This window comes from Gordonia neofelifaecis NRRL B-59395, assembly GCF_000192435.1.
Taxonomy (GTDB): Bacteria; Actinomycetota; Actinomycetes; order Mycobacteriales; family Mycobacteriaceae; genus Gordonia; species Gordonia neofelifaecis.
The window spans coordinates 1-24,053 of sequence record NZ_AEUD01000006.1 but is presented as its reverse complement, the minus strand read 5'-3'; the positions used below and the strand labels follow the sequence as shown (position 1 = coordinate 24,053).

The 24,053-nt window shown below is 66.0% G+C and carries 17 protein-coding genes and 1 pseudogene; 17 read left to right on the top strand and 1 reads right to left on the bottom strand.

Translation table 11 applies throughout. From position 1 onward, the window contains the following. The first annotated feature begins 23 nt into the window (after positions 1–23). From rplL to SCNU_RS08450, 15 genes and pseudogenes are all read left to right on the top strand, one after another. A complete protein-coding gene (gene rplL, locus SCNU_RS08520) occupies positions 24–413 on the top strand; it encodes a 50S ribosomal protein L7/L12 (protein WP_009678955.1) in 390 nt (129 codons plus the stop codon). Positions 414–927: 514 nt separating this feature from the next. Beyond that, positions 928–2,148, top strand: coding sequence for an ABC transporter ATP-binding protein (locus tag SCNU_RS08515; RefSeq protein ID WP_009678954.1), 1,221 nt, complete (start codon positions 928–930; stop codon positions 2,146–2,148). Continuing rightward, on the top strand, positions 2,145–2,951 hold the full coding sequence (locus SCNU_RS08510; protein ID WP_009678953.1) for an MlaE family ABC transporter permease: 807 nt from the start codon (positions 2,145–2,147) through the stop codon (positions 2,949–2,951). The genes SCNU_RS08515 and SCNU_RS08510 overlap by 4 nt, the downstream gene beginning before the upstream one ends. Positions 2,952–2,953: 2 nt before the next feature. Further along, positions 2,954–3,826, top strand: a complete 873-nt coding sequence (locus SCNU_RS08505) for an MlaE family ABC transporter permease (protein ID WP_040518051.1) — start codon at positions 2,954–2,956, stop codon at positions 3,824–3,826. A 5-nt stretch (positions 3,827–3,831) separates the two neighbouring features. Continuing rightward, positions 3,832–5,148 (top strand): MCE family protein, encoded by a 1,317-nt coding sequence (locus SCNU_RS08500; RefSeq protein WP_009678951.1) that lies wholly within the window; start codon positions 3,832–3,834, stop codon positions 5,146–5,148. Next, a pseudogene (locus tag SCNU_RS08495) lies at positions 5,145–6,252 on the top strand (MCE family protein). Before SCNU_RS08500 ends, SCNU_RS08495 begins: the two are co-directional and overlap by 4 nt. Before the next feature lie 2 nt (positions 6,253–6,254). Then, positions 6,255–7,334 carry an MCE family protein gene (locus tag SCNU_RS08490; protein ID WP_040518108.1) on the top strand — a complete coding sequence of 360 codons (1,080 nt, stop codon included), beginning with the start codon at positions 6,255–6,257 and terminating at the stop codon, positions 7,332–7,334. Beyond that, entirely contained in the window at positions 7,334–8,581 is a 1,248-nt protein-coding gene (locus SCNU_RS08485; protein WP_009678949.1) for an MCE family protein, read from the top strand. The genes SCNU_RS08490 and SCNU_RS08485 overlap by 1 nt, the downstream gene beginning before the upstream one ends. Next, positions 8,578–9,912 (top strand): MCE family protein, encoded by a 1,335-nt coding sequence (locus tag SCNU_RS08480; RefSeq protein WP_009678948.1) that lies wholly within the window; start codon positions 8,578–8,580, stop codon positions 9,910–9,912. The genes SCNU_RS08485 and SCNU_RS08480 overlap by 4 nt, the downstream gene beginning before the upstream one ends. Continuing rightward, the gene (locus SCNU_RS08475; RefSeq protein WP_009678947.1) at positions 9,909–11,150 is read left to right on the top strand and encodes an MCE family protein; all 1,242 of its coding nucleotides are present in this window, start codon (positions 9,909–9,911) and stop codon (positions 11,148–11,150) included. The genes SCNU_RS08480 and SCNU_RS08475 overlap by 4 nt, the downstream gene beginning before the upstream one ends. A 369-nt stretch (positions 11,151–11,519) precedes the next feature. Further along, a complete protein-coding gene (locus tag SCNU_RS08470) occupies positions 11,520–12,137 on the top strand; it encodes a hypothetical protein (RefSeq protein ID WP_009678946.1) in 618 nt (205 codons plus the stop codon). Beyond that, complete coding sequence (locus SCNU_RS08465; protein WP_009678945.1) at positions 12,137–12,889, top strand: hypothetical protein; 753 nt, start codon at positions 12,137–12,139, stop codon at positions 12,887–12,889. The genes SCNU_RS08470 and SCNU_RS08465 overlap by 1 nt, the downstream gene beginning before the upstream one ends. Positions 12,890–13,205: 316 nt before the next feature. Beyond that, entirely contained in the window at positions 13,206–16,706 is a 3,501-nt protein-coding gene (gene rpoB / locus SCNU_RS08460) for a DNA-directed RNA polymerase subunit beta (RefSeq protein WP_040518105.1), read from the top strand. Positions 16,707–16,753: 47 nt separating this feature from the next. Beyond that, positions 16,754–20,710 (top strand): DNA-directed RNA polymerase subunit beta', encoded by a 3,957-nt coding sequence (locus tag SCNU_RS08455; RefSeq protein WP_009678943.1) that lies wholly within the window; start codon positions 16,754–16,756, stop codon positions 20,708–20,710. A 145-nt stretch (positions 20,711–20,855) separates the two neighbouring features. Then, positions 20,856–21,302, top strand: coding sequence for an SRPBCC domain-containing protein (locus SCNU_RS08450; RefSeq protein ID WP_009678942.1), 447 nt, complete (start codon positions 20,856–20,858; stop codon positions 21,300–21,302). A gap of 22 nt (positions 21,303–21,324) precedes the next feature. Here SCNU_RS08450 and SCNU_RS08445 read toward each other — a convergent pair whose 3' ends face one another. Continuing rightward, positions 21,325–22,281: an alpha/beta hydrolase gene (locus SCNU_RS08445; RefSeq protein ID WP_009678941.1), complete on the bottom strand. Its 957-nt coding sequence runs from the start codon at positions 22,279–22,281 to the stop codon at positions 21,325–21,327. Between the two features lie 174 nt (positions 22,282–22,455). Here SCNU_RS08445 and SCNU_RS08440 point away from each other — a divergent pair, with 174 nt between their 5' ends. Both SCNU_RS08440 and SCNU_RS08435 read left to right on the top strand, forming a co-directional pair. Further along, complete coding sequence (locus tag SCNU_RS08440) at positions 22,456–23,559, top strand: DNA polymerase IV (protein ID WP_009678940.1); 1,104 nt, start codon at positions 22,456–22,458, stop codon at positions 23,557–23,559. Positions 23,560–23,660: 101 nt separating this feature from the next. After that, positions 23,661–24,053, top strand: a 393-nt coding sequence (locus tag SCNU_RS08435; protein ID WP_139025900.1) for a DUF222 domain-containing protein, incomplete at its 3' end; no start/stop codon positions are given.

Sequence of the window (24,053 nt, the reverse complement as noted above, 5' to 3'; positions counted from 1 at the left end):
GGATCTAACGGAAGGACGCCATCATGGCGAAGCTCACCGCTGACGAGCTCATCGAGCAGTTCAAGGAACTGACCCTGCTGGAGCTCAGCGATTTCGTGAAGAAGTTCGAAGAGGTCTTCGAGGTCACCGCTGCCGCTCCGGTCGCCGTCGCCGCTGCCGGTGCTCCGGCTGCCGGTGGTGCCGAGGCCGCTGCCGAGCAGGACGAGTTCGACGTCGTCCTGGAGTCGGCCGGCGACAAGAAGATCCAGGTCATCAAGGTCGTCCGCGAGGTCGTCTCGGGTCTGGGCCTGAAGGAGGCCAAGGATCTCGTCGAGGGTGCTCCGAAGGCTCTCCTGGAGAAGGTCAGCAAGGACGACGCCGAGGCTGCCAAGGCCAAGCTCGAAGAGGCCGGCGCCAAGATCTCGCTCAAGTGATCTGACGCTTGACGTCTTCGCTCGCCGCATAGGCGAAGCCGTGACGGGGCTCGCAGGGAAACCTGCGGGCCCCGTTTCGTCGTAACGGGACCCCGACGGGTTCCGTTCGGAGATGGCGGCTCGATCAGAAGACGGGCGTGCATGGCCCTGGAACGGCACAAAAGCGACCAGGACTAGATCTTGGTGGGGCGGGGGCGAGGACACATCTGCGTCGTCCCAGTGGTCGATGAGACCCCGTTTTCGCTGGTGTGATGCGTATCTCGCGGTAGATCGCCGTTCGCTTTGGAGCACGCCCATTCTTTGGGTATTCTCAGGCCACCAAGATGTTACTAGCGGGTACAAGTACCGCGAGGCTGGCTTCACCGCCGTCTCCGAAGTGTGACTTGAGCCTCTGGTGCGTTAGAGTGACCGCAGCCACAGCCGTCCCAGGTCAGTGGCGGCGGAAACTCTGTAGGGGGAGCGGGGCGCCTCGCGGCCTCCTACGCGGTACTTAGGAAAGGTCTGGAGGGACACTGTGGGTGTTGAGGTCAAGGTCGAGGGGCTTACGAAGTCGTTCGGCTCACAGAACATCTGGCGAGACGTATCACTGACGCTGCCCGCCGGAGAGGTCAACGCTCTGCTGGGTCCGTCCGGTACCGGTAAGTCGGTCTTCCTGAAGACCCTCATCGGCTTGCTGCATCCCGAGCAGGGCTCGGTCGTCATCGACGGCACGGACATCACCGAGTGCTCGGCGAAGGAACTCTACGAGATCCGCAAGCTGTTCGGCGTCCTGTTCCAGGACGGCGCGCTGTTCGGCTCGATGACCCTCTACGACAACATCGCCTTCCCGCTTCGTGAGCATACGAAGAAGAAGGAAGACGAGATCCGTCGCATCGTGATGGAGAAGGTCGAACTCGTCGGTCTGGCGGGTGCCGAGGGCAAGCTGCCCGGCGAGATCTCCGGCGGTATGCGCAAGCGCGCCGGCCTGGCCCGCGCCCTGGTGCTGGACCCCGAGATCATCCTCTGCGACGAGCCGGACTCGGGCCTCGACCCCGTTCGCACCGCGTACATCTCGCAGCTGCTGATCGACATCAACGCCGAGATCGACGCCACGATCCTCATCGTGACGCACAACATCAACATCGCCCGGACCATTCCCGACAACATCGGCATGCTGTTCCGCAAGGAACTCGTCATGTTCGGTCCCCGTGAGCAGCTGCTCACCTCCGAGCAGCCGGTCGTCAAGCAGTTCCTCTCCGGTGACCGTTTCGGTCCCATCGGCATGTCCGAGGAGAAGGACGAGGCGATCGCCGCAGCGGAGGCCGCGATGCAGGCCGCAGGCATCTCCGGCGGCGGTACCAAGGACGACTTCTCCGAGATCATCGCGCAGGTGCAGCCCAATCCGGGCATGCCGGTCCGCAAGGCCGCGCTCCGTCACCGCGCGAACGTGCTCGAGATGCTGCCGACCCTCCCGGCGAACGCGCAGGCCGCCATCCGCGCCTCGATCGCCGAAGAGGACGCCCGCGCCGCCGAGGCGCCGGAGTCCGTCGCCACCCTGGTGGCGCTGGCCAACACCGATTTCGGTCGGCCCGGTGCTGTGGACGACGCACTGGCAAAGGCCGACACCCAGGTGATCGAACGTCCGACCGACGTTCTCGCCACCGCGGCTGACGATGCTCAGACGCAGCCGATCGACACCGCAGCGATCGAGACCGCCGTGAACCAGTCTGATGGACAGGGGAGTACCCAGGCATGACGAGTGCCACCTCGCGTGGCGTCGACAAACTGGCGAAGGCCGGTGAGGGTGCTCTCGCCCAAACCGGCAATATCGTCCAGTTGTTCGTCGACGTCGCCCGCCAGCTTTTCGTGCGACCGTTTCAGTGGCGCGAATTCATTCAGCAGGCCTGGTTCATCGCCAGCGTCACGATTCTGCCGACCGCGCTCATCGCGATCCCGTTCGGCGCCATCGTCTCGCTGCAGACCGGCTCGCTGATCAAGCAGCTCGGCGCCGAGTCGTACACGGGTGCGGCTTCGGTGCTGGTCGTCGTGCAGCAGGGATCGCCGCTGGTGACCTCGCTGCTCGTCGCCGGTGCTGCGGGCTCGGCGGTCGCCGCGGATCTCGGATCACGGACCATCCGTGAGGAGATCGACGCCATGGAGGTGCTGGGCATCAACCCGGTGCAGCGGCTCGTGGTGCCGCGCGTGCTGGCGATGGTGCTCGTCGCAGTCCTGCTCAACGGACTGGTCGCAGTCGTCGGCATCGGCGGCGGCTACTTCTTCAACGTGGTCGTCCAGGGCGGTACCCCGGGCGCCTACCTCGCATCGTTCGGTGCACTCGCGCAGCTTCCCGACCTCTACATCTCGACACTGAAAGCAGTGATCTTCGGTGTCATCGCCGGCGTGGTCGCGGCGTACAAGGGTCTCAATCCGAAGGGCGGCCCGAAGGGCGTCGGTGACGCGGTCAACCAGTCCGTCGTCGTGACGTTCCTGCTGCTGTTCTTCGCCAACCTGATCATTACTGCGGTGTTCCTGCAGATCGTCCCGCCGAAGGTAGGTTAGCGATGACTCGTGGTGTGACGATCTCGAAGAGCAGGCCCGAGTACCTGCTGTACGAGACCCGCAAGCAGCTCGGCCGTCCGCTCAAGCTGCTCGACGGCGCGGGCGAGCAGATGTCGTTCTATGCCCGCACGCTCGCGTGGATCCCGAAGACGCTGGTGCACTACACCCGCGAGGTGATGCGCCTGCTCGCCGAGGTGGCGTTCGGTTCCGGCGGACTCGCCGTCATCGGCGGCACCGTCGGCGTGATGGTCCTGATGTCGGGCTTCACCGGCGTCGTGGTCGGCATGCAGGGCTACGCGGCCCTCGACCAGATCGGTTCGCAGGCCCTCACCGGCTTCCTGTCCGCTTACGTCAACACGCGTGAGGTCGCGCCGCTCGTGGCCGGTCTGGCGCTCTCGGCGACGGTGGGCTGCGGTTTCACCGCGCAGCTCGGCGCGATGCGGATCTCCGAGGAGATCGACGCACTCGAGGTGATGGCGGTTCCGTCGATCCCGTTCCTGGTGTCGTCACGCGTCATCGCCGGCTTCATCGCCGTCATCCCGCTGTACGTGCTGGGCCTGATGGCCGCCTATCTCGCGTCGAGAGTGGTGAACACCGTCTTCAACGGTCAGTCCACCGGCTCGTACGACCACTACTTCAACTTGTTCCTGCCCCCTGTCGACGTGCTGTGGTCGTTCGGCAAGGTGCTGATATTCGCGTTCGTCATCATCCTGATCCACTGCTACTACGGCTACTTCGCCAGTGGCGGCCCGGCGGGTGTGGGCGTGGCCGTCGGTCACGCCGTGCGAACAGCCCTGGTGCTGATCGCCGTGATGGACTTCTTCCTGGGCCTGGCGATCTGGGGTACGACGACGTCGATCCGAGTGGGAGGTTAGGCAACGTGGGGACGGTTAAACGCAGGCTGCTCGGCCTGTTGTTCTTCGTCGTCGTCATCGGTCTGTTGGCGGTCTCGGTGCTCAAGTTCCGCGGTACCTTCGACGACTACTCGATGGTGACGCTTCGCACCGACAGTGCGGGCAACGCACTGGTGAAGAATGCGGACGTCAAGGCCAACGGGGTCGTCGTCGGATCGGTGCGCAGCGTGGACGTGGCGCCCGGCGGCAAGGTCACGGTGGACCTGGGCATCAATCCCGACCAGATGCAGAATCTTCCGGTCGGAACCACGGCCCGCGTGCTGCCCAAGACGCTGTTCGGTGAGCGCTACATCGCACTGCAGATCCCGGAGAACTCGAACGGCGGCACCCTGCACGACGGCGCCGTCATCGTCACCGATCCCAAGGGCAACTCGGCCGAGGTCGAGGACCTGTTCGACGCGCTGCTCCCGGTCATCAAGGCGATCCCGCCGGAGGACCTGAACGTGACGCTGAGCGCGATCTCGCAGGCGATCGGCGGCAAGGGCCACGAGATCGGACAGATCGTCGATCGACTGGACCTGATCTTCCGCCGTGTGAACGCCAACATGAGCGACCTGCAGGGCACCATCCGCGGTCTCGCCACCTTCTCGCAGACGTACGCCGAAGCCGTCCCGGACATCATCGACTCGCTCGACAACCTCCGGATCACCGGCAACACGCTGGTGGAGCGACAGGACGACCTGCGTTCGACCATCCAGACGCTGGGTGTCGCCGCCGTGGACACCACCAAGTTCCTCAAGGTGAACAAGAAGGACATGCTGAATCTGTTCATCGACTCCGAACCGTTCCTGAAGGCCGCGGCGCGACAGTCGCCGACCTTCGGGTGCATGTTCCACAACTTTGCGACCCTGGTGCCGAAGGTCGGACCGATCGTCGGCAAGGGCACCGCGAATCCCGGTGTGCACGTGAACCTGCAGTTCGTGAACCCGCGGGGCCGCTACCTGCCGAACCAGGACGAGCCTCGCATGATGTGGGTCGACCCGCCCGCCCGCTGCTACGAGCCGGCCACCAACGGCCGCCCGTTCCCGCAGTACCCGGGCGGCGGTGTTCCGGACGGCTCCTACCAGCCGCCGTCGCGTAACGCAGGCCCGTCGACCTGGCCCGATCTGCCCCAGCCGCAGTTCAGCGCCACGCCGAGCGGAACCATCTCCGAGTCCGACTACCAGAAGCAGATGCAGGTGCTGTACGGCGCGTCGTCGGGTGTGAGCCCGGAGGACGTTCCGGTCTGGATCACCTCCATCGGCGCCGGATCGCTGCAGGGAGCGCAGGTGACCGTCAAATGAGAGGCGTCATCGCACCCCTGGTGAAGCTGATCATCTTCGCCGTCATCACCATCTTGGCGACCGCGATGCTCGGTCTGACCATCGCCAACGCCGGATCCGGCGGCAAGGCCAGCTTCAAGGCGGTCTTCACCGACGCGGCCATGCTCAATCCCGGCGACGACGTCCGCATCGCGGGCGTCCGCGTCGGACAGGTCGAGAGCGTCGAGATCACCGATCGCAACAAGGCGCTCGTCGGATTCAGCGCCGACCGCACCAAGTTGCCGAAGAGCACCCAGCTCTTCATCCGTTACCGCAACCTGACCGGTCTGCGATACATGGCACTGGAGAAGGGCGCGGGTCCCGCGGGCGAGACCGTCGGCGAGGGCTACACGTTCACGAACACGCCGACGCACAAGAGCACGCACGACGCGGTGAACCTGACCGAGCTGTTCAACGGCTTCAAGCCGCTGTTCAAGCAGATCACGCCGGAGGACATCAACAAGCTCGCGGAGACGATGATCAAGGTCTTCCAGGGCGACATGGACACCACCATCGGCGACCTGATCAACGACACCGCGGGACTGACCAACGCGCTCGCCGACAAGGACAAGGTGATCGGCGAGATGATCACCAACCTGACCAAGGTGCTCGACACGGTGAACCGCAACGACGATCAGTTCACCAGCCTGCTGGTGAACACCGAGAAGTTGATCACCGGCCTGGCCGCGCAGCGTGACTCGGTCGGCTCCGCGATCACCTCGGTGGCGAACCTGACCACGGTCACCGGATCGATCCTCAGCAAGACCCGGCCGGCGATCCAGGGCGTCGGCTGCAGCAGCCCCACGGCACCGTAGCTCCACGGCCAGCCGGGCGCCGATCTTGAACTCCAGGTCCGACGACATCGAGAAGGCGCTGACCAACCTGCCGGTCAAGCTCCAGAAGATCGGCCGCGCCGCGACCTTCGGTTCGTGGTTCCAGTTCTACCTGTGCGGCATCGACGTCGTCGCAGGCAACGGCAAGTCCACGCTGCTCACGCAGCCGGTGGTTCCGCTGCCGAACATCAACCACGTCCTCTACACCAGCGCCGCGACGCGTTGCTGGCGTGACATGAAGCCCGGGGGGTGACCATGACCGACGAACAGAACACTCCCGACGGGCAGCCCGCGGCCCCGGCTCCGAAGAAGAGCCGGCGGTTCGCAGGCCGACGGAGCGCGACGAGTATCGGCGCGCTCGGTCTGCTGATCCTGATCATGACCGCGGTCTCGTCCTTCTACCTGAAGGATCTGCCGCTGGTCGGCGCCGGAGCGCGCTACACCGCTCAGTTCTCCGAGGCCGCCGGCCTCAAGACGGGCAACGAGGTGCGCGTGGCGGGCGTCAAGGTCGGCCAGGTCACCGCGGTGAAGCTCGCGGGCGACAAGGTCGACGTTGAGTTCAGCGCGAACAACACGTGGATCGGCAACCAGACCCAGGCCTCGATCCAGATCAAGACGGTCCTGGGCCAGAAGTACCTGGCGCTGAACCCGCGCGGCAGCGAACTCGCCGACCCGCGAGTGACCCTGACCGACACCGTGGCGCCGTACGACGTCATCGAGGCCTTCGGCGACGCGTCGAACCAGATCGAGAACATCGACACCGACGAGGTCGCGAAGTCGCTGCGCACGCTGTCGGCCGCGTTCTCCGGAACCAACGCCGACGACATCAACGCATCGCTCACCGGGATCTCCCGGCTGTCGAACACGATCGCCAGCCGCGACCAGGAAGTACAGCGGTTGCTGAAGGCGACCAAGGACTCGTCGAAGATCCTGGCCGACCGCAACGAGGAGTTCACCCGCCTGATCGCGGGCGCCGGTGTGCTGCTCAAGGAGCTCAACAGCAGGCAGCAGAGCATCTCCGCGCTGCTGGCCAGCACCACCACGCTGAGCAAGGCACTGAGTGGGATCGTGAAGGACAACGAGGCTCAGATCGGCCCGGCGCTCGACTCGCTCAAGGGCGTGACGGACATGCTGACGCGGCAGAACAAGAATCTGCGCGACACCATCACGTACATGGCGCCGTTCTACCGCATCTACGCGAACGTGCTCGGCAACGGTCGCTGGTTCGAGGCGACCGTGACCAACCTGCTGCCGCCGGCGCTGCCGCAGCAGAACACCACGCGCCCGCCGAACATGACCAAGAATCTCAATAACGGCGGAACGGAGGCCGGCTGATGACCGCGTCGGATCAGGCTTCCGGGCTCTTCTCCAAGCGCAACATCGTCTACGGCGCGCTCGGCCTCGTGCTGCTCCTCATCATCGGGGCCGGCGGCTGGTGGGCGTCGACGCTGATCGGCACCACCAAGGTCAATGCGACGTTCACCAGCGCGGTGGGCATCTACGAGGGCAGCAACGTCCGCATCCTCGGCGTCGACGTCGGCAAGGTGACCAAGGTGACTCCGCGCGGCGACGTGGTCGACGTCGACATGCGAGTCGACCGCGGCGTGAAGCTACCCGCGGACGTCAAGGCGGTGCAGATCATCCCGTCGATCGTGGCCGACCGCTACATCCAGCTGACCCCCGCGTACTCGGGCGGGCCGCAGGCGGGCAGCGACGTCTCGCTCACCACCGAGCAGACCAAGGTGCCGGTGGAGATCGACGCGATCTACGCGAACCTGCAGAAGCTGTCGAAGTCGCTGGGCCCGGAGGGGGCGAATCAGAACGGCGCCGTCACGGACTTCGTCGACGTCTTCGCCAAGAACCTCGACGGCAACGGCGCCAAGCTCGGCGAGGCGATCACCAACCTGTCGAAGGCGGCGGGCACGCTGTCGGACGCGAGTCCCGACCTGATGAGCACCATCCGCAACCTGAACGTCTTCGTCGGTGCGCTCAAGGAGAACGACGCGCAGGTCCGGCAGTTCAACAGTCAGATGGCCTCGTTCAACACCTTCCTGGCCGGCGAGCGCGACCAGCTCGGTCAGGCCTTGGACAGCCTGTCGTACGCGTTGGGCGACGTCGCGACGTTCGTCTCCGACAACAACGACAAGATCGGTGAGGCCATCCGCGGTCTCGAGCCGACCGGTCAGGCGCTCCTGGACAACAAGGACCACCTGCTGGAGATCTTGACGGTGCTGCCGGTCACCATCAGCAACCTGATCAACGCCTACGATGCCGAGTCCGGCACCGTCGCGATGCGCGTCAACCTGCCGGAGCTGCAGGATCCGCTGGCCGCGGGTTGCCGCATGCTCGACCTCGGCAAGCTGCTGCCCGGCAATCCGATGGCCGTGGACTTCAGCAAGAAGCTCGCTCCGCTGGTCGACAACTGCAAGTCCGTCGCGACGCAGATCACCAAGGGTGTGCTGGAGCCGATGCTTCCGGTGCTGCCGTTCGGCATCATGAGCGGCGACAAGCTGCAGAAGAATCCCGCGCCGGGCACCGTTCCGGGCAACCCCGATCCGGCTCTCCCTGGAGGACAGCGATGAAGCTGAAACTGTCGGCGCGAGCACGCGTCGCCGGTCTGTGCGCCGGACTCGTGACCGTTCTCGCGGTGACGACCGGTTGCGCGGGCATCCAGTCGGTGCCGCTTCCCGGCGGTGTCGACGTGGGGGACAACCCGCGTACGTACAAGATCGTCTTCAACAACATCCTCGACCTGGTTCCGCAGTCGATGGTGAAGATGGACGGCATCCCCGTCGGCCAGGTGACCAAGGTCGAGGTGCCGACCGGTGCCTGGGACGCGCAGGTGACGATCAAGGTCAAGAACAGTGTCGACCTCTCCGACGAGGCGTCGGCGGCGGTGCAGCAGACCAACCTACTGGGTGAGAAGTTCGTCGCGCTCTCCGAACCGGCGAATGTCACGGCGGCGACGCCGAGGCAGCCGGAGTCGGAACCGATCCAGGCCGATCGGACTCGCACGGTCACCGACATCGAGCAGCTGCTCGGTGCGCTGTCCATGCTCCTGAACGGCGGCGGCATCAACCAGCTCGAGCCGATCATCACGTCGCTGAACGAAGCGTTGGGCGATCGACCGAACACGGTGCGGTCGTTGCTGAAGCAGTCGGAGAAGCTCATCGGCAGCCTCAACCGCCAGCGGGACGAGATCATCAGCGCCATCGACGGCGTCAGCAAGCTGTCGGCGCGTGCGAATCAGCAGACCGTGCAGATCGAGCGGATCCTGAAGGAGCTGCCCGCGGGCGTCAAGGTCCTCGAGGAGCAGCGTCCGCAGTTCGTGGACCTGCTGACCAAGCTCGACGAGCTCGGCCAGGTGGGCACCGACATCCTGGGCAAGGCGCACGATCAGATCATCACCGATCTCAAGGCGCTGCGTCCGATCCTGTCGGAGCTGGCGAAGTCCGCGCAGGACGCGGTGACCGCGCTGCCGCTGATGCTGACGCATCCGTTCCCGGACGATCTGCTCCCGGGCGTCCACGGCGACTCGACCAACCTGTTCGCCACCCTCGACCTGCGACTGCTCAATCAGTTGGAGGCCCTGGGCGTCGGGCAGGGGACGCCGAAGTACCAGGCGCCCAAGGTGCGGCCGCCGAACATCGACCAGAAGAACCCATACATCAATGGCAACGGCCCGCGATGGGGTTGGCCGACGATCTCGCTGCTGCCGCCGGGACCGAACTCTCAGAAGGGTCCAAACACCCCGCCGTCGGGTGGCACGTACCCGATGAACCCGTCGTCGGCGACCACGACGACCAAGAAGAAGACGTCGACGAACAAGAAGAACCAGTACGCGCCGATGCCGTCTGGTGACGAGAGCTTCTTGGACGGCCCGTTGCGGATGCTCGGAGGTGGTGACCAGTGACCTCACGTCTCGTCAAGATCCAGCTGATCGTCTTCGCGGTGATCGGTGTGCTGGCCATCGTGTACGTCGGCGCCAAGTACGCACGGCTCGACAAGCTCGTCGGAGTGTCGACGTACAAGGTCACCCTCCACATGCCCGACGCCAGCGGTGTGTTCAGCAATGCCGAGGTGACCTACCGCGGGGTGCCCGTGGGGCTCGTCGGCGACATGACGATGGTGCCGAACGGCGTCGACGTCACGTTGAACATGAACTCCGGGGCGCCGAAGGTGCCGGCTTCGGCCAAGGCGGTCGTCGCGAACCGGTCGGCGATCGGTGAGCAGTTCATCGACCTCCAGCCGACGAGCAGCGCTGGTCCCTACCTGGTGAACGGCTCTCAGATCGAAGGCGCGCAGATGCCGCCGAAGCTGCAGGACGTCATCGCCGACACGATCACGCTGACCAAGACGATCCCGGTGGATCAGCTGAGCAGCGTCATCCACGAGCTCGGCACCGCGTTCAACGGCAAGGGCGACGACCTCACTCACCTGATCTCATCGTTGGACACCCTCTCGAAGTCCGGCGTCCGGAACATCGAGCCGATCACCCAGCTGATCCAGAACTCGAACGTCGTCCTGTCGACGCAGGCCGAGCAGTCGGACGACATCCTGGCGTGGTCGAAGAACCTGGACAAGGTCTCGGCACAGTTGGTCAGCTCGGATCCGGCGATCCGCCGGATCCTGACCGACGCACCGCGCGCGGCCACGGCCCTCTCGACATTCCTGCAGGACAACGGTGCGGATGCGACGAAGCTGATCCACCAGCTGGGGGAGACCGTGCACACGGCGGCGCCCGCGTCGTTCGCGACGGGTGCGACGTTCGCCATGCTGTCGGCGCTCTCCGCGGGTAGCCACAGCGCGGCACCCGGTGACGGACAGATCCACTTCGGCATCGTGCTCGAGACCAACAACCCGCCGAGCTGCACCACCGGTTACCAGAGCACCTACGCGATGATCGCCGAGATGAAGAAGAAGGATCCTGGCTTCGACATCAACTACGACGACTTCCCGTTCAACACGAAGGCGAACTGCAACGTGCCGGTCGGCAATCCGACATCGGTTCGCGGTGCGAATCGTGCTGCGCTGGCCAACCCGTACATCTCGCAGCCGTGGGACAACACGCCGAAGAAGGATCCGGACAAGTTGAACCTCAACCCGCTCGCCACCCAGCTCGCCGCCCTGATGGGTGTGCATCGGAAGTGACGCGCAGCCGATCTGCCGTCGGATTCACACCGGCGGCAGATTGGCATGGCGTGCCACGCGATGACTACAGTTGCGCTCGATGACACACGAAGACACCAGCAACCGCAACGGCGAGCCCGCCGACGAATCGCAGGCGGACGACGCCGCGATCACGCCGGAGACGGCCGCCGAGGACGACCGGACGGCGGAGACGGCTGACGACGCCGGCGCGGCCGAGGACGCCGGGAACGCTGACGATGCCGAACTCGCGGACGACAGTGAGCCCGTGGACGAGGACGAGCGGGGGGGGGGGGGGAGCCGGCGGCCTCGAATCCGTGGTGGCGGTTCTGGTCGACGGACGGCGACGAGCCGGACGACGACGAGGCCTCGGTGCGGTCGCCGCTCGCGTCGCTCGCCCTCGCCGTGGCGGTCGCCGCACTGGTCGCGGCGGTCGTGTGCGCCGGCTACTTCGGGTACACCGGCATCCGGGCGTACACCGTCGACTCCACTGCGACGCAGTTGCGCGACGAGTCGGTCGATGCCGCCGAGCAGGCCGTCCTGAACATCACCATCGTCGACCCGAAGGACACCGAGGGCTGGCGCAAGCGACTGGAGTCGTCGTTGACCGGCGACGCGCTGAAGCAGGTGAACACGGGCGATTTCGCCAAGCTCGCCCAGCAGGTCAACGATTCCGGCGGGCAGATCGGCAAGCTCGACTCGCGGATCAGTCGCAGTGCGGTCACCGAGCTCAGCACCGACGACGACACCGCGACGGTCCTGGTGTTCGCGAATGTGACGGCCACCCAGAACGGTCAGCCGACGCAGCAGAACCAGATGGGCTTCCTGCTGACGATGGTCGACGTCGACGGCACGCGGAAGGCGACCAAGATCGTTCCGCTGAGCCCGATCACCTACACCGACACCGGCTCGGACGTGTCGACCACCCCGGACACGGGCCAGACCGGTACCGCTCCGCAGGAGACGCAGCAGCAGGAGGGAGGAAACTGATGGCCTCGGGACGTACCAACAAATCGGGTTCCGGTTCCTCCAAGCGCACGCCGAAGGTCGCGGGCCGCGGTGCGCCGCGAGTCTCGGTCTCGAAGCCGGCCGATGCCGACACCGCGGTTCCGGTCGAGGACACCGTCGAAGCCGCTGCGACCCCGGTCTCCGGTGTCGAGCGCAAGCGCCGGGTGGCGGCTCAGAAGGCCGCCGAGAGCGAGGCCGCCGCAGCCGAGCAGGCCACCGGTCCCGGTCCCCGTGACACCGGCTCGACCTTCCGGCTGGCCGCGATCCTCGGAGCCGTGGCGGTGGTGGTCGGCGTGATCGCCACTGTGCTGGCCTTCCATCCGGGTGCGGACGTGAACGACAACCGCGCGTTCGTCGACCAGGCCGAGACCGATCAGGTACTCGCCCAGGCACGCGCCGGCGCCTGCGCCCCGTTCCAGTTCGACTACCAGAAGCTCGACAAGTGGGCCGACAGCACGCGTGAGACGTTCACCGGCGGCGCCCTCGATCAGTTCGAGACCTTCCTCAAGACGAACCGCAACGTCATCGAGCAGACCAAGACCGCGTCGGAGTGCCAGATCGAGGCGATGGGCGTCTCCGACCTCGAAGACGATCATGCGACCGTCGTCGGAACGCTCGTCGTGAGCACGTCTCGCGACGGTGTGATCGCGGCCTCAGACACGCCCCACGTCCAGTACACGATGGCGAAGACCGAGGACGGCGATTGGAAGATCAGCGAGGTCGGCCAGTTCTGACCGGGGCTCTGATCAGCTCTTTCTGAGCGTGTCGGCGCGTTTCGCTTGACGTGACGGCGTCGGCACGTCACGCTGTGACAAGCCGATTGTCTCCAGGTAGGCAGCCTTCGACAATCGTTCTTCATCTGGGGTATAGGCATCTCCAGAATTATCTGATACAGTTGGACGTTGCGCTGGCTGCCTCCTGTCCGCTGATCGTTCATCCTTCCAGCCGTCCCTTCGGGGAGGGTTCTCGGGTGATGGTTGTGCAGGTCGCACGACCACCGCAGGCCACCATGGCCACGCACCGAGAAACTTCGTGTTGGAAGGACGCATCTTGGCACTCGACCGCCAGTCCACCTCAACCACAGCGGGAATCATCCCGGGCGCACCGCACCGCGCCTCCTTCGCCAAGATCGACGAGCCGCTCGAGGTTCCGGGTCTGCTCGACCTGCAGCTCGATTCGTTCGAATGGCTCGTGGGTACGCCCGAGTGGCGCGCTAAGGCGATCACGCGGGGTGAGGAGAACCCGGTCGGCGGACTCGAGGAAGTCCTCCGCGAACTGTCGCCGATCGAGGACTTCTCGTCTTCGATGTCCCTGTCGTTCTCTGATCCGCACTTCGACGAGGTCAAGGCCTCGATCGACGAGTGCAAGGACAAGGACATGACCTACGCGGCGCCGTTGTTCGTCACCGCGGAGTTCATCAACAACAACACCGGCGAGATCAAGTCGCAGACCGTCTTCATGGGCGACTTCCCGATCATGACCGACAAGGGCAGCTTCATCATCAACGGCACCGAGCGTGTCGTGGTGAGTCAGCTGGTCCGCAGCCCCGGCGTCTACTTCGACTCCACCATCGACAAGACCACGGAGAAGACCCTTCACTCGGTCAAGGTCATCCCGGGCCGCGGCGCCTGGTTGGAGTTCGACGTCGACAAGCGCGACACCGTCGGCGTCCGCATCGACCGCAAGCGTCGTCAGCCGGTCACCATCCTGCTCAAGGCCCTCGGCATGACGAACGAGGCGATCACCGAGCGCTTCGGCTTCTCCGAGATCATGATGTCGACCCTGGAGAAGGACTCGACCAGCAATCAGGACGAGGCCCTGCTCGAGGTCTACCGCAAGCTGCGTCCGGGCGAGCCGCCGACCAAGGAGTCCGCGGAGAGCCTGCTGGAGAACCTGTTCTTCAAGGAGAAGCGCTACGACCTCGCTCGCGTCGGTCGCTACAAGATCAACAAGAAGCTCGGCCTGACCGCGAACCCGATGGTCGGCGAGTCGACGCTGACCACCGAGGACATCATCGCGACGGTCGAGTACCTGGTGCGTCTGCACGAGTCCGACCCGAACATCACCTCCATGATGACCGTTCCGGGCGGCGTCGAGGTGCCGGTCGAGGTCGACGACATCGACCACTTCGGCAACCGTCGCCTGCGTACCGTCGGCGAGCTAATCCAGAACCAGATCCGTGTGGGCCTGTCGCGTATGGAGCGCGTCGTGCGTGAGCGCATGACCACCCAGGACGCCGAGGCGATCACCCCGCAGACGCTGATCAACATCCGTCCGGTCGTCGCGGCGATCAAGGAGTTCTTCGGAACCTCGCAGCTGTCGCAGTTCATGGACCAGAACAACCCGCTGTCGGGTCTGACGCACAAGCGTCGCCTGTCGGCGCTGGGCCCCGGCGGTCTGTCGCGTGAGCGCGCAGGCCTCGAGGTCCGCGACGTCCACCCGTCGCACTACGGCCGCATGTGCCCGATCGAGACCCCTGAGGGTCCGAACATCGGTCTGATCGGTTCGCTGTCGGTGTACGCCCGGGTCAACCCGTTCGGCTTCATCGAGACGCCGTACCGCAAGGTCGTCGACGGTGTCGTCACCGACGAGATCGCCTACATGACCGCCGACGAGGAGGATCGCTACCTCATCGGCCAGGCGAACACGAACTACGACGCCGACGGCACGATCACCGACGAGCGCGTCCTCGTCCGCATCAAGGGCGCCGAGGTCGAGTTCGTCCCGGCCAAGTCGGTCGAGCTGCTCGACGTCTCGCCGCGCCAGATGGTGTCGGTCGCGACCGCGATGATTCCGTTCCTGGAGCACGACGACGCCAACCGTGCCCTGATGGGCGCGAACATGCAGCGTCAGGCGGTGCCGCTGGTCCGCAGCGAGTCGCCGCTGGTCGGTACCGGCATGGAGCTGCGTGCCGCCGTCGACGCCGGCGACGTCATCGTCACCGGCAAGACCGGCGTGGTGGAGGAGGTCTCTGCCGACTTCATCACCGTGATGGCCGACGACGGCACCCGCGACAGCTACCGTCTGCGCAAGTTCGAGCGCAGCAACCACGGCACCTGCGCCAACCAGGTGCCGATCGTCGACGAGGGTCAGCGGGTCGAGTCCGGCCAGGTGCTGGCCGACGGTCCGTGCACCGATCAGGGCGAGATGGCGCTGGGCAAGAACCTGCTCGTCGCGATCATGCCGTGGGAGGGTCACAACTACGAGGACGCGATCATCCTGTCGCAGCGCCTCGTGGAGGAGGACGTCCTCACCTCGATCCACATCGAGGAGCACGAGATCGACGCCCGCGACACCAAGCTCGGTGCCGAGGAGATCACCCGGGACATCCCGAACGTCTCCGACGAGGTCCTGGCCGATCTCGACGAGCGCGGCATCGTCCGCATCGGTGCGGAGGTCCGCGACGGCGACATCCTGGTCGGCAAGGTCACCCCGAAGGGCGAGACCGAGCTGACCCCGGAGGAGCGACTGCTCCGCGCGATCTTCGGTGAGAAGGCGCGCGAGGTGCGCGACACCTCGCTGAAGGTGCCCCACGGTGAGACCGGCAAGGTCATCGGCGTGCGCACGTTCAGCCGCGACGAGGACGACGACCTGGCGCCCGGCGTCAACGAGCTGGTCCGCGTCTACGTCGCGCAGAAGCGCAAGATCCAGGACGGCGACAAGCTCGCCGGCCGCCACGGCAACAAGGGCGTCATCGGCAAGATCCTGCCCGCCGAGGACATGCCCTTCCTGCCCGACGGCACCCCGGTCGACATCATCCTGAACACGCACGGCGTCCCGCGTCGTATGAACATCGGCCAGATCCTCGAGACCCACCTCGGTTGGGTGTCGAAGGCCGGTTGGAACATCGACACCGAGAAGCTCGAGGAGGAGTGGGCCAAGCGCCTGCCCGAGGCGATGCACTCGGCTCCGCCGAACACGAACACCGCCACCCCGGTGTTCGACGGTGCGAAGGACGACGAGCTGGCCGGTCTGCTCGGCTCCACCCTCCCGAACCGCGACGGTGAGGTCATGGTGGGTCCGGACGGTAAGGCGACGCTGTTCGACGGCCGCTCGGGCGAGCCGTTCCCGTACCCGGTGTCGGTCGGCTACATGTACATCATCAAGCTGCACCACCTGGTGGACGACAAGATCCACGCGCGTTCCACCGGTCCGTACTCGATGATCACCCAGCAGCCGCTCGGCGGTAAGGCCCAGTTCGGTGGCCAGCGCTTCGGTGAGATGGAGTGCTGGGCGATGCAGGCGTACGGCGCCGCTTACACCCTGCAGGAGCTGCTCACCATCAAGTCGGACGACGTGGTCGGCCGCGTGAAGGTGTACGAGGCCATCGTCAAGGGCGAGAACATCCCCGAGCCGGGTATCCCGGAGTCGTTCAAGGTGCTCCTCAAGGAGCTCCAGTCGCTCTGCCTGAACGTGGAGGTCCTCTCCAGCGAGGGCACCGCGATCGAGATGAGCGACACCGACGACGAGGATCTCGAGCGCGCTGCTGCCAACCTCGGCATCAACCTCTCGCGCAACGAGTCCGCGACCGTCGACGACCTCGCGAACTGACCCGCCCGACCATTTAGTTGGACAACTGAGCTACTGAAAGGCAACTAGTGCTCGACGTCAACTTTTTCGACGAACTCAAGATCGGTCTTGCGACGGCCGACGATATTCACAACTGGTCGTTCGGTGAGGTCAAGAAGCCGGAGACCATCAACTACCGCACGCTGAAGCCGGAGAAGGACGGCCTGTTCTGCGAGAAGATCTTCGGACCGACTCGCGACTGGGAGTGCTACTGCGGCAAGTACAAGCGCGTGCGCTTCAAGGGCATCATCTGTGAGCGCTGCGGCGTCGAGGTGACCAAGGCCAAGGTGCGTCGTGAGCGCATGGGCCACATCGAGCTGGCCGCTCCGGTCACGCACATCTGGTACTTCAAGGGTGTGCCGAGCCGCCTGGGCTACCTGCTCGACCTGGCGCCGAAGGATCTTGAGAAGATCATCTACTTCGCCGCCTACGTGATCACCGCCGTCGACGACGAGCTGCGGCACGCCGAACTGTCGACCCGCGAGGCCGAGATCGGTGTGGAGCGCAAGGCGATCCTCGACGACCTCGAGGCCGCGCTCGCCGAGCGTCAGCAGAAGCTCGAGGCCGACCTGGCCGAGCTGGAGGCCGAAGGCGCCAAGGCCGACGCCAAGCGCAAGGTCCGTGACGGCGCCGAGCGTGAGCTCAAGCGCATGCGCGACCACGCCAATCGCGAGGTCGAGGCACTCGACGAGATCTGGGACAAGTTCACCAAGCTGACCACCGGTGACCTGATCGTCGACGAGCGTCTGTATCGCGAGCTCGAGGACCGCTTCGGCGAGTACTTCACCGGCTCGATGGGTGCCGAGGCCATCAAGAAGCTGCTGGAGACCTTCGACATCGAGGCCGAGGCCGAGTCGCTGCGCGAGACCATCCGCAGCGGCAAGGGCCAGAAGAAGCTGCGTGCGCTCAAGCGACTCAAGGTCGTCGCCGCGTTCCAGCAGTCCGGCAACTCGCCGCAGGCGATGGTGCTCGACGCCGTCCCGGTGATCCCGCCGGAGCTGCGTCCGATGGTTCAGCTCGACGGCGGCCGTTTCGCGACGTCCGACCTGAACGATCTGTACCGCCGTGTCATCAACCGCAACAACCGCCTCAAGCGACTGATCGACCTCGGTGCCCCCGAGATCATCGTCAACAACGAGAAGCGGATGCTGCAGGAGTCGGTCGACGCCCTGTTCGACAACGGTCGTCGTGGCCGCCCGGTCACCGGACCGGGCAACCGCCCGCTGAAGTCGCTGAGCGATCTGCTCAAGGGCAAGCAGGGTCGTTTCCGTCAGAACCTGCTCGGCAAGCGCGTCGACTACTCGGGCCGTTCGGTCATCGTCGTCGGCCCACAGCTCAAGCTGCACCAGTGCGGTCTGCCGAAGCTGATGGCCCTGGAGCTGTTCAAGCCGTTCGTGATGAAGCGTCTGGTCGACCTGAACCAGGCACAGAACATCAAGTCGGCCAAGCGCATGGTGGAGCGTCAGCGCCCCGCCGTGTGGGACGTCCTCGAAGAGGTCATCGCCGAGCACCCGGTGCTGCTGAACCGTGCGCCGACGCTGCACCGTCTGGGCATCCAGGCCTTCGAGCCGCAGCTGGTGGAGGGCAAGGCCATCCAGCTGCACCCGCTGGTGTGTGAGGCCTTCAACGCCGACTTCGACGGTGACCAGATGGCCGTGCACCTGCCGCTGTCGGCAGAGGCGCAGGCCGAGGCTCGCATCCTGATGCTGTCGAGCAACAACATCCTGTCGCCGGCGTCGGGCCGCCCGCTCGCCATGCCCCGTCTGGACATGGTGACCGGTCTGTACTACCTGACCACGCAGAAGGACGGTCTGACCGGCGAGTACACCGGTGCCACCGGCGACGACGTCGAGCGCGGCGTCTACTCGAGCCCGGCCGAGGCCATCATGGCCGTCGACCGCGGTGCGCTGACCATCCAGTCGAAGATCAAGGTGCGGCTGACGGACCAGCGTCCGCCGGCCGACGTCGAGGCCGAGCAGTTCCCCGAGGGCTGGACCCGCGGTCAGCCGTGGGAGATCGTCACCACGCTGGGCCGGGTGCTCTTCAACGAGCTGCTGCCGCGCGACTACGCGTTCATCGACGAGCAGATGCCGAAGAAGCGTCAGGCCGTGATCATCAACGATCTCGCCGAGCGCTACCCGATGATCGTCGTCGCACAGACCGTCGACAAGCTGAAGGACGTCGGCTTCTACTGGGCCACGCGTTCGGGCGTCACCGTCTCGATGTCGGACGTGCTGGTCCCGCCGGCCAAGGCGGAGATCCTGGAGCGCTACGAGGAGCGGGCCGACGGCCTGGAGCGCAAGTTCCAGCGCGGTGGTCTGACCCCCGACGAGCGTCGCGACGCCCTGGTCGAGATCTGGAAGCAGGCCACCGAAGAGGTCGGTAAGGCGCTCGAGGATTACTACCCGGACGACAACCCGATCACGATGATCCCGAAGTCGGGTGCGACGGGCAATATGACCCAGGTCCGCAACCTGTCGGGCATGAAGGGTCTGGTGACGAACCCGAAGGGTGAGTTCATCCCGCGTCCGATCAAGTCCTCGTTCCGTGAGGGCCTGACCGTCGCCGAGTACTTCATCAACACGCACGGCGCCCGCAAGGGTCTGGCGGATACGGCCCTCCGTACCGCCGACTCGGGCTACCTGACTCGTCGTCTGGTCGACGTGTCGCAGGACGTCATCGTCCGCGAGACCGACTGTGGCACCGAGCGCGGCATCCTGGTGCCGCTCGGCGAGAAGCAGGCGGACGGCAGCATCATCCGCGACGCGCACGTCGAGACCTCGGCGTACGCCCGCACGCTGGCCACCGATGCGCTGGACGCCGACGGCAACGTCGTCGTCGAGCGCGGTCACGACCTGGGCGACCCGGCCATCGAGGCTCTCCTCGCGGCCGGCGTCACCGAGGTCAAGGTCCGCTCGGTCCTCACCTGTGCCACCGGCACCGGCGTCTGTGCGCACTGCTACGGCCGCTCGATGGCCACCGGCAAGCTGGTCGACATCGGCGAGGCCGTCGGCATCATCGCCGCCCAGTCGATCGGTGAGCCCGGAACCCAGCTGACGATGCGTACGTTCCACCAGGGTGGCGTCGGTGACGACATCACCGGTGGTCTGCCGCGAGTCACCGAGCTGTTCGAAGCCCGTGTGCCCAAGGGCAAGGCGCCGATCGCCGAGGTCTCCGGCCGGGTCCGCATGGAAGACGACGATCGTTTCTACAAGATCACGATCATCCCGGACGACGGCAGCGAAGAGGTCGTGTACGACAAGCTGTCCAAGCGTCAGCGTCTGCGCGTCTTCAAGCACGAGGACGGCACCGAGCGTCTGCTCGCCGACGGCGACCACGTCGAGGTCGGACAGCAGCTCCTCGAGGGCGCTGCCGATCCGCACGAGGTGCTCCGCGTGATGGGCCCGCGCCAGGTGCAGATCCACCTGGTCAACGAGGTCCAGGAGGTGTACCGGAGCCAGGGTGTGTCGATCCACGACAAGCACGTGGAGACCATCGTCCGCCAGATGCTGCGTCGCGTGACCATCATCGACTCCGGTGCCACCGAGTTCCTGCCCGGTTCGCTCACCGAGCGTGCCGAGTTCGAGGCGGCCAACCGTTCCGTCGTCGCCGAGGGCGGGGAGCCGGCTGCCGGCCGTCCGGTCCTCATGGGCATCACGAAGGCCTCGCTGGCCACCGATTCGTGGCTGTCTGCGGCGTCGTTCCAGGAGACCACTCGCGTGCTCACCGATGCGGCCATCAACAGCCGCAGCGACAAGCTGGTGGGCCTCAAGGAGAACGTGATCATCGGTAAGCTGATCCCGGCCGGTACCGGTATCAACCGCTACCGCAACATCGAGGTCCAGCCGACCGAAGAGGCCCGTGCAGCGGCGTACGCCCTGCCGACCTACGACGACACCTACTACAGCCCGGACGGCACCTTCGGTGCCCCGAGCGGTGCCGCCGTTCCGCTGGACGACTACGGCTTCGGCAGCGATTTCCGCTGACCCGACTGTCGTAAGGCCCCGCCTCCTCAGGGAGGCGGGGCCTTCGTCGTTCGACCCTCCCGTCGGTCTGACCGAGCTGCAACACCGACTCACGGACCCGGTTGCCGCGCGCCGGGCCTTTTAGAACGTGTTCTACCATGGCCTCATGGCACTGATCACCGACAGTTCGATCGACATCGACGCCCCCGCGGCAGTGGTGTGGCAAGTCCTGACCGACTTCGACGCGTACGGCGAGTGGAATCCGTTCCAGCGCGAGTGCAGTTCGACGCTGAAGCCCGGTGATCCGATCGACATGCGATTCCACCTCGGTCCGGGCGGACTCAAATCCAAGCGCGAGTACATCTACGAGGTCGACGAGGGTCGCTCGTTCTCCTACCGGATGAAGCCCGCTCCGTTCGGCGCCGTGCGCAGTCTGCGCAAGCACACCGTCGTCGACCTGGGAGAGGGCCGATCGCGCTACGAGTCGCATTTCGAGATCACGGGGCCGGCCTCGGCGATCGTCAAGCTGATGTTCGGTAAGGAACTCGTCGGCAGTTTCGCCGCGGTCACCGAGGCCATCGGGCCGCGTGCCGAGGAAATCGCCCGGGCCTGAGCCTCAACGCGACTGCCGCGGGTCACGCCCCGATCGCGCGGGCGATCATCGGCCACGAGTTGCGCAGGTCGGCGTAGAACAGGCCCCAGGTGTGGACGCCGTCCGGTCGCCGGACGAAGCGGTGGCCGATTCCGAGAGCGCCCAGCCGGTTGGACATGTTGGTGGTGCAGCCGAGCGCCACCGCCTCCATGATGTTGCCGCCGACCAACCCTCCGCCGGTGTGAAGCGGATTGCCGTCGATGGGCCCGGGGACGCCGGAGCCGGCCGAGAGGTAGATCGCGGTGCCGCGCAGTCGGGCAGCGTTGACAACCGGGTCGTGTCTGAACCACTCCGGGCTGCCCGGTGGTCCCCACATGTTGATGATGTTGCCGCCGCCGCGACTGACGATGGCGGTGGTGGCCAGGGCGCCCAGCGGGTCGGTGGTACCGGGGCAGCCGCTGTAGGCCGCGACGGCACGGTATCGGCCGGGGACCTGCGTGGCGATGTCGAGAGCGGGTCCGGCGGACATGGAGACGCCGGTGAGCGCACTGGCCGCGCTCACCCGAAACTCCCGGTGGACGGCGGCCGGGAGGTCACGAGTCACGAACGTCTGCCAGCGGTTGCGGCCCAGTACCGGATCGGGCGCATTCCAGTCGGTCATCATCGAGAACGCGCCGCCGATCGGCAGCACCACGTTGACCCGCTTGCCCGCGAAGAACTCACGGATCGGGGTGTTGTTCAGCCAGGAGATGCCGTCCTCCGCGCCACCCGCGCCGGGCAGCATGTAGACCGTCGGCAGTCCGGCGGGACGACCGGGCGGATGTAGAACATGGACTGTGACGGTCCGGTTCATCGACGGCGAGTAGACGGAGATGAGGCTGACCGCGGCGGCGGGACGCGCGGTGGCCGTCGCGCCCACGACCGCCGCTGCGACGGTCAGGGCCGCAAGCGCGACGACGATCGCCCGTCGTCGCAGCCTGGGTCGGAATGGTGCTCCCATGCCGTAACCGTACGAACGTGTGAACGCCGCTCACATGGGTGTGTGACGGTCGTGTCCGAAACGATAGCCCGCGGTGACTGATCATCGAACCATCGGTCGCCGGATCAAGACGGTTGTCGGCCGACGGAGAGCCGGCCGCGGAGGCCCCCGGCGTCTGTCGCCTACAGTTAGGGCATGGGTGAAGCGCCCCGCTACCGATGGCTGCTGCACATCGACCTCGACCAGTTCCAGGTCTCAGTGGAACGACTTCGACGCCCGGAACTGATCGGCAGGCAGGTGATCGTCGGCGGCGACGGAGATCCCGCGCGGGCCCGTCAGGTCGTCACGTGTGCGTCGTATGAAGCGCGGTCGCTCGGGGTGCGAGCCGGTATGCCGATGCGGGCGGCGGGGAAGAAAGCGCCCGACGCGGTGTTCCTGCCCTTGGACATGCCGGAGTACGAGGCGTCGTCGGAGCGGGTGATGGGGGTCCTGCGCGGATTCGGCGACGCACTCGAGGTCTGGGGCTGGGACGAGGCATACCTCGGTATCGAGGAGCGTTCGCTTCCGCCTCGACGTCGGATCGACGACGTCGTCGCCACCGCGCACGACATCAGGAACGCGGTAGCCGACGCCACCGGGCTCGACTGCTGCGTCGGCGTCTCCGACAACAAGCAGCGGGCGAAGGCCGCGACCGGCTTCGCCAAGCAGGCCATCCGAGACCCGGAGGCGTCCGAGCAGGCCCGCGTCTTCGTTCTCGACGACGACAACTGGTCGGTCCTGATGGACGACCGTCCGTGCCGGGACCTGTGGAGCGTCGGCTCACGCACCGCGGCCAAGCTGTCCGACGCCGGAATCGACACCGTCGCACAGCTCGTCGCGACCGATCGGGACCAGCTTGTCGCGACGTTCGGTCCGCACCAGGGCAACTGGCTGTACGTGCTGTGCCGCGGCGGCGGGGACGATGCGATCTCCGCCGAGCCGTGGGTCGCGAAATCGCATTCCAAAGCCCGCACCTACGACGCGGACATCACCGACCCGGGCGAGATGCACGCTGCGGTGCGCACGTTGACGAAAGACGTGCTGGAACAGGTCGTCGCCGAGGGGCGCATGCCGTTCCGCGTCGGTCTCACCGTGCGCACCGCGGGCTTCTACACACGCACCAAGATGAGGAAACTGCCGGAGCCGACGACACAGCTGGAACCGATAGCCGCGGTCGCGGCGGCCCTGCTCGATGCGTTCGAGATCGACCGTCCGGTCCGGCTGCTCGCAGTGCGGCTCGAGTTGCTCGATCCCGACTGACCCGGCTGTTTTGCCGGGGCCCGGAATTGTCAGAGGGGCGCGCTAGTGTTCAGGCAGATAGACGAAGAACCCTGGTTTCGGTGGCTGTGGAGGTGATTCGGATGGGCGCGTCGACCGCGTTGGCACTGCCTGATGATCCTGCTGAGTTGGCCGATCTCCTGGATGCGGCGGCGTCGAAGCTTCTCGATGCTCGGTTCTCGGTGGAGACCGAGGATGGCCTGCTGGTGTTGGAGGAGTCGCTCGAGCGGGTGCATCGCCGGCTTGACGGCGTCGACGCGGCGCTGCTGGTCGAGGTCTCCGACCGCGGCGCCTACCGCAAGGCCGGTTACCTGTCGGTGCACTCCTACCTGGCGCAGGGACTGCGGCTGGGTGACGGTGCGGCATCGCGTCGCCGCACCAGCGCCGCCGCGATCGGCCGCTTCACCGCGATGACCGGTGAGACGTTGGCACCGGTACTCCCCGACACCGCTGCCGCGGTCGCCGAGGGGGCGATC

Bases quoted from the DNA above. Each gene is read 5' to 3' on its own strand.
- rplL (WP_009678955.1), top strand. From the start codon at position 24: ATGGCGAAGCTCACCGCTGACGAGCTCATCGAGCAGTTCAAGGAACTG.
- SCNU_RS08510 (WP_009678953.1), top strand. From the start codon at position 2,145: ATGACGAGTGCCACCTCGCGTGGCGTCGACAAACTGGCGAAGGCCGGT.
- SCNU_RS08505 (WP_040518051.1), top strand. From the start codon at position 2,954: ATGACTCGTGGTGTGACGATCTCGAAGAGCAGGCCCGAGTACCTGCTG.
- SCNU_RS08490 (WP_040518108.1), top strand. From the start codon at position 6,255: ATGACCGACGAACAGAACACTCCCGACGGGCAGCCCGCGGCCCCGGCT.
- SCNU_RS08485 (WP_009678949.1), top strand. From the start codon at position 7,334: ATGACCGCGTCGGATCAGGCTTCCGGGCTCTTCTCCAAGCGCAACATC.
- SCNU_RS08480 (WP_009678948.1), top strand. From the start codon at position 8,578: ATGAAGCTGAAACTGTCGGCGCGAGCACGCGTCGCCGGTCTGTGCGCC.
- SCNU_RS08465 (WP_009678945.1), top strand. From the start codon at position 12,137: ATGGCCTCGGGACGTACCAACAAATCGGGTTCCGGTTCCTCCAAGCGC.
- SCNU_RS08450 (WP_009678942.1), top strand. From the start codon at position 20,856: ATGGCACTGATCACCGACAGTTCGATCGACATCGACGCCCCCGCGGCA.
- SCNU_RS08445 (WP_009678941.1), bottom strand. From the start codon at position 22,281: ATGGGAGCACCATTCCGACCCAGGCTGCGACGACGGGCGATCGTCGTC.
- SCNU_RS08440 (WP_009678940.1), top strand. From the start codon at position 22,456: ATGGGTGAAGCGCCCCGCTACCGATGGCTGCTGCACATCGACCTCGAC.